Below are 17,344 nucleotides of genomic sequence, written 5' to 3'. Positions count from 1 at the left end.
AATTTTGAATGAGTGAGTTTTGAATGAGTGAATAGCAATATGCACATTCACTCATTCACTCATTCACTCATTCATTACTTCAATAATTTTAATTCAACGTAAACCTTAAGCTAAATCCAAAATTGCTAAACGAGGTATTAAACGTTTGAGAAGTATAAGGTTTGGTGATATTAGAATCATAGAAAAGTTTGATATTGAATTTCTGATTCAATACATAATCTACGCTTGGTCTGAGGGTAATGTTCTTGGCTCCAGAAGAAACTTCTGCATCCTTCACATCAGCGCGGTGTATAACGGTCTTATTATCACGAATGGCAACATCCAGTTTAAAGTCCATATTGTTATCCATTTTCAGACTTTTAAACATACCAAAAGGAAATCTGAACTTATTGGTACGGTAACCCAAACCAAAAACCATATTGTTTTCTGATAGTTGGGCAAGTTGACTATTGGATAAGCTCAGGGCCAATAATCTAGATCTGTTCAATTCAAATGAAGCCGTTAAATTATTTTTAAAACGGGTATCTACTCCCACCAATGGAGAGAAGTATTCTGATACCGTTACCTGGGCAAATTGAAATTCTGGTAAAAAGTTATTGTTTGCATCTCTGTTACTCGAGAAACCATTTACTTCTGTGTATCTGATTAATGAGTTAAATCCGTTCACATTATAAGCCGAACGATACCCATGCCTGATGTCCACAGAAGAGAATCTGTCTGCTACAAACGGAATGCGTGTTAAGCCACTATAAGTCAGGTTCCAGTTTGGAAGTGGGATTTTAGGAAAAGCATTCATGCTGATCTTATTCGGATCCTTGCCCGCATACGCAGCCATAAAGGCCGATATAATTACATCCTGACTTTCTTTTGAATAGCCATCTGCAAAGCCTCCGTTACTACCAGAAGAGTTCGGGTTTTGCGCCCCCAATCTTCTTGAAATAAGAATTCTATTCGCCATAAACTGCTCAAACAAAGTAGAGATGGTACTCGAGTTACTTTCTTTAAAAGCAGTTCCGATGGCAATGTATGAAATGCTGTAATCACCCTGGGTGGTCGCACTCAGGTTCTCAAAGCCCGACTGGCTTTCTACATACCTAAAGTTTGAAGAGAAATTCTTCGTTTGGGCCTTATTGGCCTTTAAGGTAATTCTTAAGTCCTTAAACGGTTCCAACTGGCCGGTTAAGCTCAAATCTTCTCTAAGAGTGGTAACATAGAATTGTGTTTGCAAGGTGTCGGTAGTTAGCCATCCGCTTCCAAGCGCCATATCTCTAATATCTCTCTGACTTCCAAAAACGAAACCTAAGCCCGGTGCTCCCGTAACATTATCTATTCCGAAGTAAGAAGTTTTAGGTAAATAGCCCGGTAAGAATGTTCCCTTTGTTTGCGTGTAAGCCGCATTAACATTCTTTAAACTGGTAAGTAGGTTGATAAAGAAATTCTTTATTCCCCCACCTTCCTGGCTATTCCCCGACTTTCGGACAAAACCAAACTTATTGTATAAGGTTGTTAAGTTTAAAGTTGGGTTAACCTGTACGGTTCTACTGTTTTGAACCGTATTTCCTAAATTGATATTGGGATCTCTTAAGGTAGCCAATGGCTCCGTTTGCCAGTTGAAATTGGTACCATAACGTGTTTTTACCACTACCCAATTAAGTCCTGGTATTTTATCAATAGGCAGATTATACGTTACGTTTAAGTTATGGTTATAATCTGTAGTTCGTCCTAATCGTTTTAAGTTCTCCCATACGGTATCGCGTTTCAAGCCTTCTATCCTACCGTTTGGTTCATCAATGATAGAGTAGTTGGTAGCATTAAAATCCAGCTGTAATGAACGGGTAAGGTTCCAGGCAATACCATAAATTCTACTCATGGTAAAGTTCTTATTGAAAGTGGTACCATAACCATTTCGAAAAACACCAATGGTATTATTCGGATCGTTATTACGCAAGGTATTTTCTGAATATAAACGGTCTACATCAATTCTAAAATTAATGGCACTTGGGAATATACTGAAATTAAAATCCTTCAAAATAGCCAGCATATTCGACTTGATAATCTTTTCGAAAGGCGCAATTGTTTTAGCTTCCTTTGAATAATTATACTGTAAGGATGCCCGGTAAGTATTTTGGATACTGCTTTGGTTAATAAAATCGCGGTGATTGTATTGCGTATACGCATAACTCGCCGAGAAGTTTTCTATATCCCAAAGATGTACGGGTTTAGCGGTATTGGTTCGCTCTTTACGCACATTGGTAAAGTTAATCCCTCTTCTTATGGTATAATCCTGAGCAAAATTCAGTATCGAGTCTTTTTGTTCTTTAGTTGAGTTATCGAGTGCGTTCTTCAGTTCAATATCCGGTGTGCGTGGATTGAATTGAGGCGTTGATACTTGTTTAGAGTAACTCACAAACATTGGAATCTTCACCCCTGATTTTTGAGGCAGGAACTTGCCCAATTCTACTGAAGAAGATACATCCAGCAATACATTGTCGGCACGGTTACGCTCACTTACTTTAGAATCTATGGTACCAAATCCAATGGTCGATTTACTTCCTGAAATATTAACATCAGCAAAATCGGCCAGTTTCAAATTTAAACGTGCCGTAGCTGCCCATCCACCTCTTTCATCAAACTCTGTTAATCGCAACTCATTAAACCAAACTAAAACTGTTTTATCCAGACCATCATCACCTTCTCCCTGCGCCAGGTTCCTTACCGGGTTTTTAACCCCCAGCATGTACACGCGAACTTTACTCATATCGGGCTGTCCCTTTACCACAATAGTTTTGGTTCCATCCGAATAGGTAAAAGGTACGTTTATTGGCCAAGGTTGACCATTGGCCTGGCGGGCATTATTTCTGGCTAACTTAGCGTTTTGGAATAAGGTTAAATCAATATCCATGCGGTTAGCTTCCGGCCAGATTGCATCCGGATCACTTGTGCCCGGATTGGTGATCTTTAAAGGCATTACATACTCATAATAGTTATCCAGGTTATCTGTTCCTATTCTTAAGAAAGCCGACACATCCTTATCATATACCGGCTGATTATTAACCGCCTCTGCATGGACGTACATCTCCAGGTGTTTATAAGAGCGGAAATCACTGTAAGCAGTTTTGAACGCAGCCCTTCCGTACCCATCTCTTAAGTTTTTAACCGTTACCGAAAGCGATTGCTCATTTAGGCGCGTATCTCCACGGTAGTTGCTGTAATCGCGTTCTCTTAAAATTCCCGGAGGGGTAACATAAGGAATTGGCGAACGCTTACCGTTCTCTTCGATGTTAACCGTAGAAACTTCAATCGTTGAATTGTCTGGGGTTAAGGCTGGTAAAGATGGATCAACGATAACCTGAGCAGCCTCATTTAAGGAGTTAAATGCCCTCCACTCTCCTCTGATCAATTGCAATTTTGCGAAACGCATTACAGCGGTATCGGTGAAATTGGTCATAAACATCCTGATGAAACGAATGGATTTAAAATCCTGAATCCCACCCACTTTTTGCTGATAGTTTCCGATCGGAATTCTGAACTGGTACCAGGAAACTGCTTGCGTATTTCCATTGGCCAATTTCACCTGTGAGGTAACTTTATCGGTAATGAAGTTTTGGCCGACAACTAAATCCGCAGGGCGCATCGAAACTTTGTATTGAAAATACTCATCACTTTGCGTCATGTTGTTGTCGCGGTTGATGTCTTCCCCGTCTGGTAAAGAAGTAGAGGCTGAGTTTTCTAAGCCCAGTTCTTCCTGAGATTGTTGCGAGGTTTTAGAGTTACCCTCCGGGCCATTGTATTTTTCATAACGTTTTAAGATACCCGCATTGATCTGGTCTAAGGCCGGGCCTCTGAAATAGGTATAGTTATCTGATGACGGATCGGCCTCTAAAGCTGCTGCTGCCGCAGGACTTAACTGTGATTTAATGATATTGAGATCGGCAGCAAACTTTGCGCGCTCATTGGCATCAGATAAACCATCTAAACCAACATCCTGAGCACGCCTGGCATTCGGATCATTATCAAAAGCCTGTATTACCGGTTGCAATTTGGGTACCCTTCCCCATTTGGTTTCGTCGTATTTACTCGGATCGTCAGTTGCAGGCAAGCCATTTTCAAGTGATTTTCTGCCATCCTTTAAGATGTCCTCTGAGATGTTACCCAGGTTAAAATAAACATCTCCCCCGGTCGAATTAGGTTTATAGATAAATGGATCCAATACCCAAAACTCAATAAAGCCTACGTTTAAAGCTTCAAAGTCATTCGTCTCAATTTTACGTTGAAAACCACCCCAGTTATTTTGAGGCATAAGCAACGAACCATCCTGTTTAAATCCACTGGTACGGAAGTTATAAGGACCGCGTACTGTTGGATAGTAGGCAACATCTAAAGTGTTAATGTTTAATGCCTGCCCTGTTGCCGTTTCTTTAAAAGGGAAAACCTCTTGTTCGATAATTTCCCTTACGTAATGATTAGAAAGTTCGTTTCGGTTATTCCGGATGTTAGCCGGCGTAGTAGAAGCTGCTGAATTGTAAAAGGTAGGATCGATATTATAAAAAGCTACCCTGGCCCTGTTGTAACCATAAGCTAAATCATCTACCAATTGTGATTCGCTGAACATTTGAGGTGTTCCGGAAAGCTGCCAGGCTATGGCGCTTTTTAAATCGATAACAGATCTGGATGCTTCAAAATCGTCCAGGTAACTCACACCATTTTCACTTCCTGCAAAGTTTAATGCCCGTGGGTGTCCTGGAACCAGCTGGGCAAACTCTCCATAAAAAGTAACGCTGGAAGGTACTTTAGTAGAAATAAATGGAAGCTTATCTACCAACTTGGTTAAAAATCTTGATGGCGAACTGTAGTTGATATCTGCGCCCCATATGGTGTTGGAAATAGGTTCATCGCCAATATTCACTTTTTGCGTCAATGGCTTCTCCGTTAAATTCATAAACGTACCCCCCAGATTCAACTTATTATTAACCCGATAATCTAAACGGGTTCCAAAAAGTGATTTCTGTTGAAGTCCGAAAAGTTCATTGTTTTCAGTGGTAATTCTAATGGGCTGACCAGATACTAAAAGTGCCTGATTGATGATACTTACCCGGCCTCCCTGATAATCTACTGTAAAATCTACCCCTTCTGTTAGTGGCATGGTTCCGGCAAAAACCTTTACCGATCCTTCCGGAACATTGATTGCATTTAAGCTAAATTCAGATGAAATTTCAGATTGGTAGTTAACTTTTATAATGTATCTGTTCTTATCTTGAAAAAGCTGCTTGGCTATAGTTTGAGTAGAATCATACAGGGCAGTAAAAGTATATTTATCAACTAAAGCCTGCTCACTCGGTAAAAATCTGGCGGCAAGATCCTTTCCAAAAGGTTCGATGATGGGAAAGATAATCCTTCCATTGGCCGGATCTATGGTAATATATCCCTTATTCGTATTGGTTACCAAAGAAGATAAACCCGAAGCCGAAAGATTAGAACCAAAAGGCGTGTTAGTAGCATTGGCGCTGGTAGAATAAGCTCCAAAAGCATTATTTGAAGCCACAAAATCGAAAATCCCGTCTGGCTGGCGCTCGTTTTGCTGGTTCAACCGGTCAAATTCTGTTAAGGCTATCCATTGTTTGTTTGCCGTATTCTGCCCCTCTGTCATTACTGGATTTTCAACCCCCGTACCATTGTCGATACGATAGATATCCAATCTGAAGTTTTGGGTGCTGATCTGATATCCGCCAATAGAATAGATGTTTTTCATCATTAAATCCCAGGTTGGCAAAGCAATCTTTGTCGTTTCGTTTTTCAACAACTTGGCATACAACATTTTCGGATTACCAGAATCAAAAGAAACGTCGGTAGAAAATTCTCCTACCTGATACTCTACGCCATTATAGGTGTAACGATATGCTACTGCTAATACCTCATCAGCATTTAAGGGGTTATTAAGGGAGATGTACCCCAGCTGTGGCTGAAAAGTAAATTCCCTTTCTGTAAGTTTACGGGCATAGATTAGCTTGGCAAAGTTATCTGTACCCCCAGAGCTCTGGAAATAGTTAATAACGGCGTTGTCATTAGTAAACCTTGCTGCAGCGGGAAGTGAAGCCAATAAATTATTAGATTGTTGCGGGAAACCTGTAGCGGTAGTACCGCCTGGTAAGGCAGAACCATTACCTGCGAACAGTGGGTTATAAGGTTGATTTTCCCCCAAATCCAAAAGCCCCAACACATCCCTTGAATCGGTAGTACTTCCGGCTTTATTGGTAATCCAAACTTCTATTTTTGTAATTTGAATGGGTGAGGTAATAATGGGAGCATTGGCGAGGTATTTATTGTAGTTATTTCTAAAGTACTGTGCCAAGAAATAATGCTTGTTGGCTTCGTAGTTATCAATACTTACCGTGGTGGTATTTTGTTGAGCGCCATTGGTAATCCGCAATTCTCGCGATTCAGATTTTTGCTGAGTGTAAACACTGGTCACATTCAATTTACCAAACTTAAGCTGGGTTTTAACCCCAAAAAGCGCCTGTGTTCCGGTAATTAAACTGGTATTAAGAGGTAAACTAACGTTACCTGCCTCAATTTTCTGGATAATATCATCAGGACCGCCGGTATAATCGAGTTTGATCTGATTTTCAAAATCAAATTGTGCTTCTGTATTGTAGTTACTCTTAATTTTTAACTTGGTTCCAATGTTCCCCACAAGGTCCATCTGAATGCGCTGGTTAAAATCAAAATTAGTTTGTACGCGCTGGCGCTCGTTAAAAAGTGGGTTTTCGTTTTTATTAATTCGGCCTAAGAAGGTTAACTCGGCCTCTCCTCTGGGCTGAATATCAATGGTTGATCCACCAAACAGCTTTTCAAAGGATTTACTATTAATTTGTATCGGTGGAATAATGCCTGTACTTCTGTAATCGCTAACCTCTGCATTAGAAATACTTCTCCAATTCCCTCTTTTAATTTCGCTGTTCATTAAACGCTGGTACTCATCCACCGTTAAGTATTGGGTTTGGGTGACATATTTATCCCCAATCAGTTCTTTTACAATGTACCTTTTATTCTTGGCATCGTATTCTACAAGCCTTTTGGAGCTGCTGGGCAGAGGATAAAAAGGGTTTGTAGATGGACTAAGCCCCAATAACTGCTTTTCACGTAAGCTAAAATTATTTTTAGACGTGGCAGTATCAGTTTTGCTCGGAACAACTTGAGAAAAGGCGTTTTTAGAAGCAAGCAGGAAGATTGGGATGAGAAATAGGAGTGTAGAAATTCTCTTCAAAGGCGTTACGATCTATAATTTTTTTAAAGCTTGTTTAATTAGTTGCTCTACCGAAAGTGTCCCCTCTGTCACTTTTAAAATCTGATCTATAGTTTTTTCGGCGGTTTGTTTGGCGAATCCGAGCATTACCAATGCTGATAACGCTTCATCTTTAATTGTATTGTGTTGAGGGATAAAAATTAATGAATCTGATCCTTCTTTTTTCAATTTATCTTGTAATTCCAGTACTAAACGTTGGGCTGTCTTTGCTCCTAACCCTTTAATACGCTGTATTAAAGGCAGATCAGCTTTCACAATTGCAGTTTGGATTTCCTCGGGAGTGATGGAGGATAAAATCATTCTCCCGGTATTTGGCCCAATGCCAGATACCGAGATCAGATGTAAAAATAAACGGCGTTCGCCTTCATCAGCGAAGCCGTATAAGGTGTGTGCATCTTCTTTAACATGTAACCAGGTGTATAATTTACACCTTTCGCCATCGCTAAGATTGCTATATGTATTGAGAGAGATGTTAATATGATAACCTATACCTCCAGCTTCAACCACAACATAGGCCGGGTTTTTAAATGTAAGTTTACCATCAATATAGGCGTACATGTAATTCTACTTTTTAGTTGTTTTTCCAAATATACCTTTTCGTTTTGATGTTCCTGCAATTTCTTCTTTAGCTTGAACATCTACTACTGCAATAGTAACCATATTTACGATCTCCCGCACTGAACTTCCTAACTGAACAATATGAACAGGTTTATTTAATCCTAATAAGATTGGACCAACGGCTTCTGCGCCACCCAGCTCCTGTAACAATTTGTAAGCAATGTTACCAGATTCTAAGTTAGGGAAGATTAATGTATTTGCAGGTGCATCTGCCAGGGTACTGAATGGAAAATTATCTTTTAACAATTCGTTGTTAATGGCGAAGTTACCTTGCATTTCTCCGTCAACTACAATTTCAGGATAGTTTTTATGCAATAATTTAACTGTTTCGCGAACTTTATTTGGAGTTACGCCATCATTTGAACCGAAGTTGGAGTAAGACAATAAAGCAATACGCGGTTTAATATTAAACTGCTTTACAGATTTATCTACCAAAAGAGTAATGTCTACCAATTCTTCTGCGGTAGGATCTACGTTTACAGTAGTATCACCAAAGAAAACAGGTCCTTTTTTGGTCATCATCATGTACATACCCGCAACACGTTTAACGCCTGGCTCTACACCAATAACATGAAGCGCAGGCTTAATAGTAGAGCCATAGTTCTTCGTTAAACCCGAAATTAAAGCATCTGCTTCGCCAAATTCTACCATTGAAGCACCGAAATAGTTACGATCTCTCAATAATTTAACCGCATCACTGGCTGAAACCCCTTTACGCTGACGTTTTTTATAAAGCGCATCTGCATACTTCTTGGTTTTTTCCGGCTCCTGCATCTGATCAATGATCTGCACGCCATCCAGTTCTAATCCATGCTCATCTATAATGGCCTGAATTTTCTCTTTATTTCCTAAAAGGATAGGAATGGCGATATTTTCATCATTTACAATTTGAGCTGCTTTTAAGATTTTGTAGTTATCGGCCTCCGCAAAAACAACACGTTTCGGATCAGTCTTTGCCTTGGTGGTAATGGCGCGCATAATCGCATCATCCAAACCTAAACGTTTTCTAAGTTCCTCGGTATAAGCATCCCAATCGGTAATAACTTTGCGGGCAACACCACTTACAATCGCTGCCTTGGCTACTGCTGTAGAAACTTCGGTAATTAACCTGAAATCTACAGGCTTAGGGATGATATAATCTTTACCAAACTTAAGATTACGGGCATTGTAAGCCAGGTTAACCGCCTCAGGAACAGATTTTTTAGCGAGTTCGGCAATTGCTTTAACCGCAGCAATTTTCATCGGTTCGTTAATGGCAGTCGCTCTAACATCTAGCGCACCACGGAAAATGTAAGGGAAACCCAATACGTTATTAACCTGGTTAGGATAATCAGAACGGCCAGTAGCCATAATGATATCTTTACGGGTTTTGATTGCTAATTCGTAGTTAATCTCCGGATTAGGATTCGACATGGCAAAAACAATAGGGTTTTTCGCCATCGAATTTAACATCTCAGCACTAACACAATCAGCAGAAGAAAGTCCGATGAATACATCAGAATCAACCATTGCCTCGTCTAGTGTATTGATTTTTCTATCAGTAGCAAATTCAGCTTTTATCGCATCTAAATTCTCACGGTCTTTACGGATAACACCCGAACGATCGCACATCACGATATTTTCTTTCTTTGCACCTAAAGAAACATATAATTTGGTACAAGAAATTGCAGCAGCTCCGGCGCCATTTACTACAATCTTAATCTTGTCCATTTTTTTCTTTTGGATTTCACAAGCATTTATCAACGCCGCAGCAGAGATAATTGCTGTTCCGTGCTGATCATCGTGCATAACCGGAATGTTCATTTCTTCCTTCAAGCGACGCTCGATTTCGAAACATTCTGGTGCTTTGATATCTTCTAAGTTTACACCGCCAAAAGTTGGCTCTAATGCTTTAACAATCTTTACAAAATCGTCTACATTCTTGGTATCCAATTCTAAATCGAATACATCAATATCAGCAAAAATCTTGAAAAGTAAACCTTTACCTTCCATTACTGGCTTACCAGCCTCAGGGCCAATATCACCTAATCCTAAAACGGCTGTACCGTTACTAATTACCGCTACAAGGTTTCCCTTAGCCGTATATTTATAAACATCTTCAGTATTTTCTGCAATTTGCAAGCAAGGTTCAGCAACACCAGGAGAATAGGCTAAAGTTAAATCTCTTTGCGAATTCGTAGGTTTCGTAGGTACTACTTGTATCTTCCCCGGACGACCCTGTGAGTGGTAATCAAGTGCATCTTGCTTTCTATTCGTTTTACTCATTACGTAACTTATTAGTGACCGGGGCAAAGGTACAATTCTTTTACTAGGCAGAAAATAAATATTCCCGGCAAATGAGTGAATTGACATCCCTGCTACTCTTTATTTCAGTTAGTTAATCGCTAATAGGCAACATTGGGTGGATCTACTGCCGATCTTTTGTTCAGTTTATGGAATAGATGGTTAAAATAATGGAAGAAGACAAGAAACAGGAGGTCTAGTCAAACACAACTTATAAAAGATGAAAAAGGGAGACAGCTGAGATTAATGTGATAAAGATTATACCTCTAAAATGTAGTCATTTCATCTAATTTGAGTTTGGTTTACAATGCTTGCCAAGGATAGTTTTAATTAAAAAAGAATAAGCAAATAATAGTGTTATCAGCACCACCCTCCTGTACGGTTCATTTATAAAGCCCAAAAGATTTTCTACACTAAAAAAAAACATAAAAAAAGAAATACCGAATATTAACATGGTTAAGAATTTACTTCTTTTAAAAAATTCAAATTTTTCCTTTTTTACAACATACGTAATTAAGATTAATGGCAACAGACTAGCAACGTAATATATTTTAATATCAAACAGCTTTACTATGATAGAAAGTGCGACTAAAAGCAACCAAATTATCAGGTGGAGTAACGGTGAAGAAATTCTCATTATATATTTTATTATCAGTCTCCTAATTATTCAGCATTATCACCCAAAGGAATAAACTCATTTATCTCTGGTGACAGGCGAAACATCTCCATGAGCAGCTATACCGGAAATATCAGGTTATAAATTGGAGGGGCAATACAAACCTATGGTCGTTTACATGGGTTTTTAATTTCAATTAAACCATTCATAAACGAACCATATACTTTTGTTCTACCTTTATCCCTTTCGCCTTTAACCATTGGAATGCTTCATCTGAATGTGTATAATCCTTATCGGCATAGTATGCTTTGCCCAACCAGTAATAAGCACAATAAATAGAATCATCATTTGTACTCTTGTAGCGTTCAACAGCCTTCTCACCATTTTCAATGGCTGACTTAAAGTGACCGTGATTGAAATAAACGAGCATAAAGGTAAAGTAACCATCGGGATCATCATCATAAGACCTCATGTATGCCCTGGCTTTTGAGCAGGCTGTTTTATAATCTCTTTTAGAGGAATAACACATAATGAGGTTTTGTTGTGCAAAACGATCGTCAGGGTTGAGCTTAAGTGCTGTATTAAAATAGGAAATAGCGGAATCAAAATCCCCGATCTTAAGATAAGCCCAGGCTATAGCGGCTTTGATCAGGGGATTATTTTCCTCCATAGCATTAACCTTTTTAAGTAGGCTAAGACCATCATTATATTGAGATTTAGCATAATAAGCCTTTGCTTTCCTGCATAAACTATCTACCTGCGGAGATGCTGATAGTTTTTCTCCTTTAGGCCCAATCAACTTATTATTGGGATTAAAATCTTCGTGATTTAATTGCTGCGAAAAAGTATTTGCATAAATTAATATCAGGATTAAAGAAATGATTAGCTTTTTCATGGGTTTTAGCTTTTGGTATCAGGGCGCTAGGAATATCCAGGTGTACAGCATAATAACTATTAAACAATATCTGGAACAGATTTGTGTTGCGCTTTGCAAGGAGCGATTGTTTTCTATAACAGATTTGGCATAGGTACAGAGGAGGATCAGTACCATCACTATGATCGTTATACCAAAGTAGGATGATACATGCCGGAAAGGCTGGTTAATGCCTCGGTAGAAAAAGAGGTAAACTTCTATTAGAAACGCCAGTATGCTTACCAAAATGAATCGGATAACAAATCCAGAAAAAAATGTGCTCCCCATGCCTAAAGAATAATGCTGCTTAAATTATTTCAGCAAGCCGGGTCCTAAAAACAGTTTCGATCAGGCTTGCTGTAAAGGCTAACCATAAAATAAATGTGCCAATTAATTTTTACGGACTATATAGGGGGAGAATAGCGCGTAAGACATCAGATAAACCTTTCTTAGGCAGGAGGAACTAATTCTTACCGCCACAACAACGGGGAAATTTGTCACGGTTTTATCGATTGTTGTGGAAGAATATCTACAATTATCTAATAATGTCTGGCATCAGCAATACTTATTGGGGATAGAGAGCGCACAATAAACTGATCTCTCCACACCGGGGAACAGTCTTCCTTATTCAATAAATACACTGACTTAACGACAATAGATTGCTTCAGCTCAGGCCTCGCCGCTCAATAGAGATGGTTTCTTACCCTTTACTGATTTTTAATACCATGCCAGGCTGTAAAGATGCTTTGTTTAAGCCATTATCCCGTCTAATGCTTTGCACGGTTACGCCATCAAACTTTTCGGCAATACCAGATAGCGTATCGCCAGCCTTTACAGTATAACTTAAGAAAGATGCAGGTGCCTTTAAAATATTGCGGTTCTTGGTATATATTTTCAGCTTTTGCCCGGGCACAATGGTTTTGCTTTTTAAGCCGTTCCAAACTTTTAAATCCTGCACTTCTACACCATATTTAATAGCTACCGCAGCAAGGTTTTGCCCCGAAGTAACTTTATGGTAAACCATATTTTTACCAACCGTTGCCGTTCGCTTCTTTCTCAGTTCACGAACATCATCAGTGCTGGCCTGAATAATTCTCATATCCACTTCAGCATCATTGTTCAGCACTTCATATACACCAGCATAGTCAATCCCTTTTAGCTTAGGCATTACAATACGCTTGGGATCATCCTCTGTACCGTTTACTATTTTCTTTTTATATGAAGGGTTTAAAGCAAAGAGTGCGGCTTCATCTACATTTAATGCTTTAGCCAGCATTTCCAATGACACAAAACGATTGGTTTGCACCGTATCTGTTTTTAAGAACATGTTGCAGGCCTGCGCAGTAATCTGATGTTTACCTGAATAGTTCATTACATACATGGCCGCAATAAATGCCGGCACATAGTTTCGGGTTTCTTTAGGTAAAAACTGCCTGATCTCCCAGAAATCTCTTGATCCCGCTTTATCTATAGCACGGGTTACATTGCCCTTGCCGCAATTGTATGCAGCAATAGCCAATAACCAATCGCCCAGTTCTTCAAAAGCATCTCTAAAATAGGCTGCCGCAGCATAGCTGGCCTGAATAGGGTCTTTGCGTTCATCTACAAAGTTATCCATCTTTAAGCCATAAGCTTTTCCGGTACCGAACATAAACTGCCAGATTCCTGTTGCGCCCACCCGAGATATGGCATGTGGGTTCATCTGCGACTCTACAATGGTTAAGTATTTAATCTCCGTTGGGATGTTGTACTCTCTTAAAGCCTTATCGAAAATAGGAAAATAGTAGCTGGAAAGGCCCAGCATTTTGCCAAACATATCTTTGCGCTTGGCATAAATATCTATATACTGTTGAACGTATTCGTTGTAAGGAAGGGGAACTGATTTAGAGATAGAATCGAGCCTGAGCTTATAAATATAATTCTGGCCCATCATCAATGGATTTTCGATCACCTGCGGCATGGCAATGGTATCGGTATTGATGAAAATGTTGTTCTGCCCTTTTGGAAGGCTATCGAGTTTGAGGGTTTGTTGCGCTGAAGTGTAAGTTACAAGTCCTAATAATGCACAGATAGAGGTAAAAAGTAATTTTTTAATCATGGGCTATTTGTTTAATTCAGCAATGCTAATACCAACCCGCTGAACCTCCCTTTTGGGGAATTACAGCTGTTCGACATAGGCAAATGCTGGGCGTAACTTTATAAAAGTTACGCTTATTTTAAAAAAGCCTGAGAAAAAGCCAGGAGCTTATCTTCCTCAAAATGTTTGGCTATAAACTGCATACTTAACGGCAAACCATCCGTATTATTGCCTAAAGGCAGTGCAATGGCTGGATTCCCGCTCAACGAAGGTAACACGGTAAAAATATCGGCCATATACATCACCAAAGGATCCTGCATATTATCGCCAATTTTAAATGGTGTTGTAGGTGCTACCGGAGATAAGATCAAATCATATTGAGCAAATAGCTCATCTAATTTTTCTCTGATCAATCTTCTTACTTTTTGTGCCTTTTGATAATAAGCATCGTAATATCCGGCGCTTAACACAAATGTTCCCAGTAAGATTCTGCGTTTCACTTCTTCTCCGAATCCTTCTGCACGAGATTTTTTATACAGCTCGTTTAGCGATTTGGCTTCCATATTACGGTGCCCATAATGAACGCCATCATAGCGGGAAAGGTTAGAAGAGGCTTCTGCCGCAGTTAAAATATAATAAGCCGGAACGAGATAATCTAACAAGTCGAAAGAAACATAATCAACAGTATGTCCATCGGCTTTCAAATCATCAATAGCGGTTAAAATGGCCGCTTTAATTTCCGGGTCTAAGGCATCATTTTCAATGGTTTCCTTTAATACAGCGATTTTCTTTTTGCCATCCTGCTGAAGTAAGGCTGAATATTCGGGTACTTCGATAGGCGAAACGGTAGAATCGTTATCATCGGCACCTGCCAAAACCTGTAAAAGAAGCGCAGCATCGTCTACAGAAGAGGTAATTGGCCCTACCTGGTCAAATGATGAAGCATAGGCTATAACACCATACCGGGAAATACGTCCATATGTAGGTTTTAAACCAATCTGACCGCAAAAGGCAGCTGGTTGCCTAACCGAACCTCCAGTATCTGTTCCCAAAGCCGATAAACACATATCTGCCTGTACAGCAACAGCCGACCCTCCCGATGAACCACCGGGAACGAGTGCATGATCTACAGCATTTTTTACTGCCCCGAAATAAGACGTTTCATTAGAGCCACCCATTGCAAATTCATCACAATTTAAGCGGCCTATAATTACAGCATCTTCTTCCAGCAAGCGCTGAACCACTGTAGCAGAGTAAGGCGATACAAAGCCTTCGAGCATTTTGGAAGAGGCGGTAACTACATGATCTTTATAACAGATGTTATCTTTAATACCGATAACCATACCCGCAAGCTTACCTGCCGTACCTGCATTTATCTTTTCCTGTACCGCTTTGGCTTGAACTTCGGCCGAATAAAAAAACACCTCGTTGAATGCATTGAGGTGTTGATGTTCTTCAATTTGCTTAAAGTAATAAGCCAATAAATCCGGTAAAGTTAAAGCTCCTTGCGAAATGAGTGCTTGTATCTCTTTAAGAGAGCTGTATTTCTTCAAAACTGAAATGATTGAAATTAAACGGTTTTATCGCGGTTTGATGGATCAACCTGATCGCCATCTACACCATCTTTACCTTCTTTAAATTCTTTAACACCTTTACCTAAACCACGCATAAGTTCAGGAATTTTTTTACCACCGAACAATAAGAGAACCACTACTCCGATAATGATCAGTTCTGGTGTGCCAAGCATTGCTGCTATTGTTGTATTTAACATAACTTTTTTGTTTAAACTTTTTGGTTGTCAGTTTCAATTTTTTGGTCAACTGGAGTACTTGAAGGGGATGGTACATCTGAACCGACTTTTTCATCAACCGGCGCTTCGTCTGTTGGGTGATAACGCTGATTATTTCTAGCTATATTTTCTTCTTCCTCTTTATCTAAATCCATCGCATTGATGTTTCTATGGATTTCACGTTTAACACCATCAGAGGCATCTTTAAACTCTCTGATTCCTTTTCCTAAGCCTCTTGCCAATTCAGGTAATTTTTTACCTCCAAATAACAAAAGTACTACCACTAAGATGAGCACAATCTCCGATCCGCCCATGTTTAAAAACTCTAATAACGTGCCTTGATACATCACTAATATAATTTATACAAATATAGACAATAAATATGTCTAATGTTTACTTACTAATCCAAGCTTCGGGGTTTAACTTGGTTTGTCCCCGCATAATTTCGAAGTGTAATTCTGCCACATCTCCGGTATTGGCCAACACGCCAATGGTCTGTCTAGTAGATACTTTATCTCCTTTACTCACACTTGCAGACCTTAAATTCTGATAAATGGTGAAGTAATTTCCATGCATAATGATCACAACATATTTACCATAAATCGAACTTACTGCCAACACTTCCCCATCAAATACTGCTCTTACAGCTGCTCCTTCTGAAGCGGTAATATTTACCCCTTCGTTATTCATAGAGGCTTGATCTACCTTGTGTACACCAAAATGTTCGGTAATGGTACCTGCCACTGGGTAAGGTAAGCGCCCTCTGTTATTTTCAAATCCTGCGGCCAGCTTTGCCGATCCGGCATCGTTGGTTAATAATTCATTGGTTGTTTTCTCCCTTACCGGCGTTGCAGCTGGTGCAGGTTTATTTGCTGCTTTAGCATTTGCTGCTGCAATTCTGGCTTCTTCTGCGGCTTTTCTTCTCGCTTCTTCTGCTGCCTTTCTTCTGGCTTCTTCAATGGCGCGTTGAATGGCTGCACGAATAGCTTTATCAATCTGAACCTGTTGTTTCTTACGGGTAGCGATATCCTGTTTAAACTGACTTTCCTGTTTACTTAATTTTTTTAAGGTTACCGCTTGCTCACTTTTATCTTTACCTAATTTTTCCTTTTCTCTTTCCTGCTCCTTTAAAAGGTTACTTTTCTCTTTTAGGGTTCTATCTAATATTTTAATCTTACCGTTTAGTTCCTGTTGGGTATTTTCAATATAACCGGCCTGTTTTTTACGGTACTGGCTAAACTGTTGTAAATATTTTATCCTTTTGTAAGCCTGGTTAAAATCTCTTGCGGCAAAAATAAACATCATCTTATCGTATGCGTTTCTGTTTCGTTGCGCAAAACGGATCATCGCAGCATACTCTTTTTTAAGGTCGCCAAGCTGACCTTGTAACGTATGTACGGTATTGGTGTTCTGAGAGATTTGACCATCCAGGTTTTTTATTTCAGAATTGATGGTTCCGATCTTATCCTGACGCAATCGAATTTGCGCATTAATGGCATTGATTTGCTGCAAGGTTAGTTTTTTACCGCTCGCTGCTTTATTTAAATTCTTTTGAAGTTGTTCAATTTCACGTTGGATCGCTTCTTTTTTACGCCTAAGCTGACTCTCGGTTTGTGCATTAGCCGAAAGGGCACATACGCTTAAAAACAGGATAAATACAAGTTTGTGTAGCTTCATTAAGCCAAAAGTATAAAAATTTTACAGTAAAAAGTATTAAAATTGAGATACTCAAGCCATAATCCACA

Annotated in this window: 9 protein-coding genes; all 9 read right to left on the bottom strand. The window is 39.4% G+C overall.

Annotated features, from left to right (window positions below):
- Positions 1-88: 88 nt before the first annotated feature.
- Complete coding sequence (gene sov / locus BMX11_RS20060; RefSeq protein ID WP_090887937.1) at positions 89-7,264, bottom strand: T9SS outer membrane translocon Sov/SprA; 7,176 nt, start codon at positions 7,262-7,264, stop codon at positions 89-91.
- A 12-nt stretch (positions 7,265-7,276) separates the two neighbouring features.
- A complete protein-coding gene (gene ruvA / locus BMX11_RS20055; RefSeq protein WP_090887933.1) occupies positions 7,277-7,861 on the bottom strand; it encodes a Holliday junction branch migration protein RuvA in 585 nt (194 codons plus the stop codon).
- A gap of 6 nt (positions 7,862-7,867) precedes the next feature.
- A complete protein-coding gene (locus tag BMX11_RS20050; protein ID WP_090887930.1) occupies positions 7,868-10,186 on the bottom strand; it encodes an NADP-dependent malic enzyme in 2,319 nt (772 codons plus the stop codon).
- An 839-nt stretch (positions 10,187-11,025) separates the two neighbouring features.
- On the bottom strand, positions 11,026-11,715 hold the full coding sequence (locus BMX11_RS20040; protein WP_090887924.1) for a tetratricopeptide repeat protein: 690 nt from the start codon (positions 11,713-11,715) through the stop codon (positions 11,026-11,028).
- A gap of 718 nt (positions 11,716-12,433) precedes the next feature.
- Positions 12,434-13,831 (bottom strand): lytic transglycosylase domain-containing protein, encoded by a 1,398-nt coding sequence (locus BMX11_RS20035; RefSeq protein ID WP_090887921.1) that lies wholly within the window; start codon positions 13,829-13,831, stop codon positions 12,434-12,436.
- Between the two features lie 113 nt (positions 13,832-13,944).
- Positions 13,945-15,363, bottom strand: coding sequence for an Asp-tRNA(Asn)/Glu-tRNA(Gln) amidotransferase subunit GatA (gatA, locus tag BMX11_RS20030; protein WP_090887918.1), 1,419 nt, complete (start codon positions 15,361-15,363; stop codon positions 13,945-13,947).
- 17 nt (positions 15,364-15,380) lie between these two features.
- Positions 15,381-15,581, bottom strand: coding sequence for a Sec-independent protein translocase subunit TatA/TatB (locus tag BMX11_RS20025; protein ID WP_217643887.1), 201 nt, complete (start codon positions 15,579-15,581; stop codon positions 15,381-15,383).
- Positions 15,582-15,592: 11 nt separating this feature from the next.
- Positions 15,593-15,946: a Sec-independent protein translocase subunit TatA/TatB gene (locus BMX11_RS20020; protein WP_090887916.1), complete on the bottom strand. Its 354-nt coding sequence runs from the start codon at positions 15,944-15,946 to the stop codon at positions 15,593-15,595.
- Between the two features lie 46 nt (positions 15,947-15,992).
- Positions 15,993-17,276, bottom strand: coding sequence for a murein hydrolase activator EnvC family protein (locus tag BMX11_RS20015; protein WP_090887913.1), 1,284 nt, complete (start codon positions 17,274-17,276; stop codon positions 15,993-15,995).
- Positions 17,277-17,344 lie beyond the last annotated feature (68 nt).

Origin of the sequence: Pedobacter rhizosphaerae (assembly GCF_900111155.1) — a bacterium.
GTDB classification, from domain to species: Bacteria; Bacteroidota; Bacteroidia; order Sphingobacteriales; family Sphingobacteriaceae; genus Pedobacter; species Pedobacter rhizosphaerae.
The sequence above is the reverse complement of the archived record's forward strand: the minus strand, read 5'-3'. Positions and strand labels throughout refer to the sequence as shown.

What these genes read in the sequence shown, in the direction of transcription:
- BMX11_RS20035 (WP_090887921.1), bottom strand. Translation starts at nt 13,831, where the DNA reads ATGATTAAAAAATTACTTTTTACCTCTATCTGTGCATTATTAGGACTT.
- BMX11_RS20025 (WP_217643887.1), bottom strand. Translation starts at nt 15,581, where the DNA reads ATGTTAAATACAACAATAGCAGCAATGCTTGGCACACCAGAACTGATC.
- BMX11_RS20040 (WP_090887924.1), bottom strand. Translation starts at nt 11,715, where the DNA reads ATGAAAAAGCTAATCATTTCTTTAATCCTGATATTAATTTATGCAAAT.
- BMX11_RS20015 (WP_090887913.1), bottom strand. Translation starts at nt 17,276, where the DNA reads ATGAAGCTACACAAACTTGTATTTATCCTGTTTTTAAGCGTATGTGCC.
- BMX11_RS20050 (WP_090887930.1), bottom strand. Translation starts at nt 10,186, where the DNA reads ATGAGTAAAACGAATAGAAAGCAAGATGCACTTGATTACCACTCACAG.
- BMX11_RS20020 (WP_090887916.1), bottom strand. Translation starts at nt 15,946, where the DNA reads ATGTATCAAGGCACGTTATTAGAGTTTTTAAACATGGGCGGATCGGAG.
- ruvA (WP_090887933.1), bottom strand. Translation starts at nt 7,861, where the DNA reads ATGTACGCCTATATTGATGGTAAACTTACATTTAAAAACCCGGCCTAT.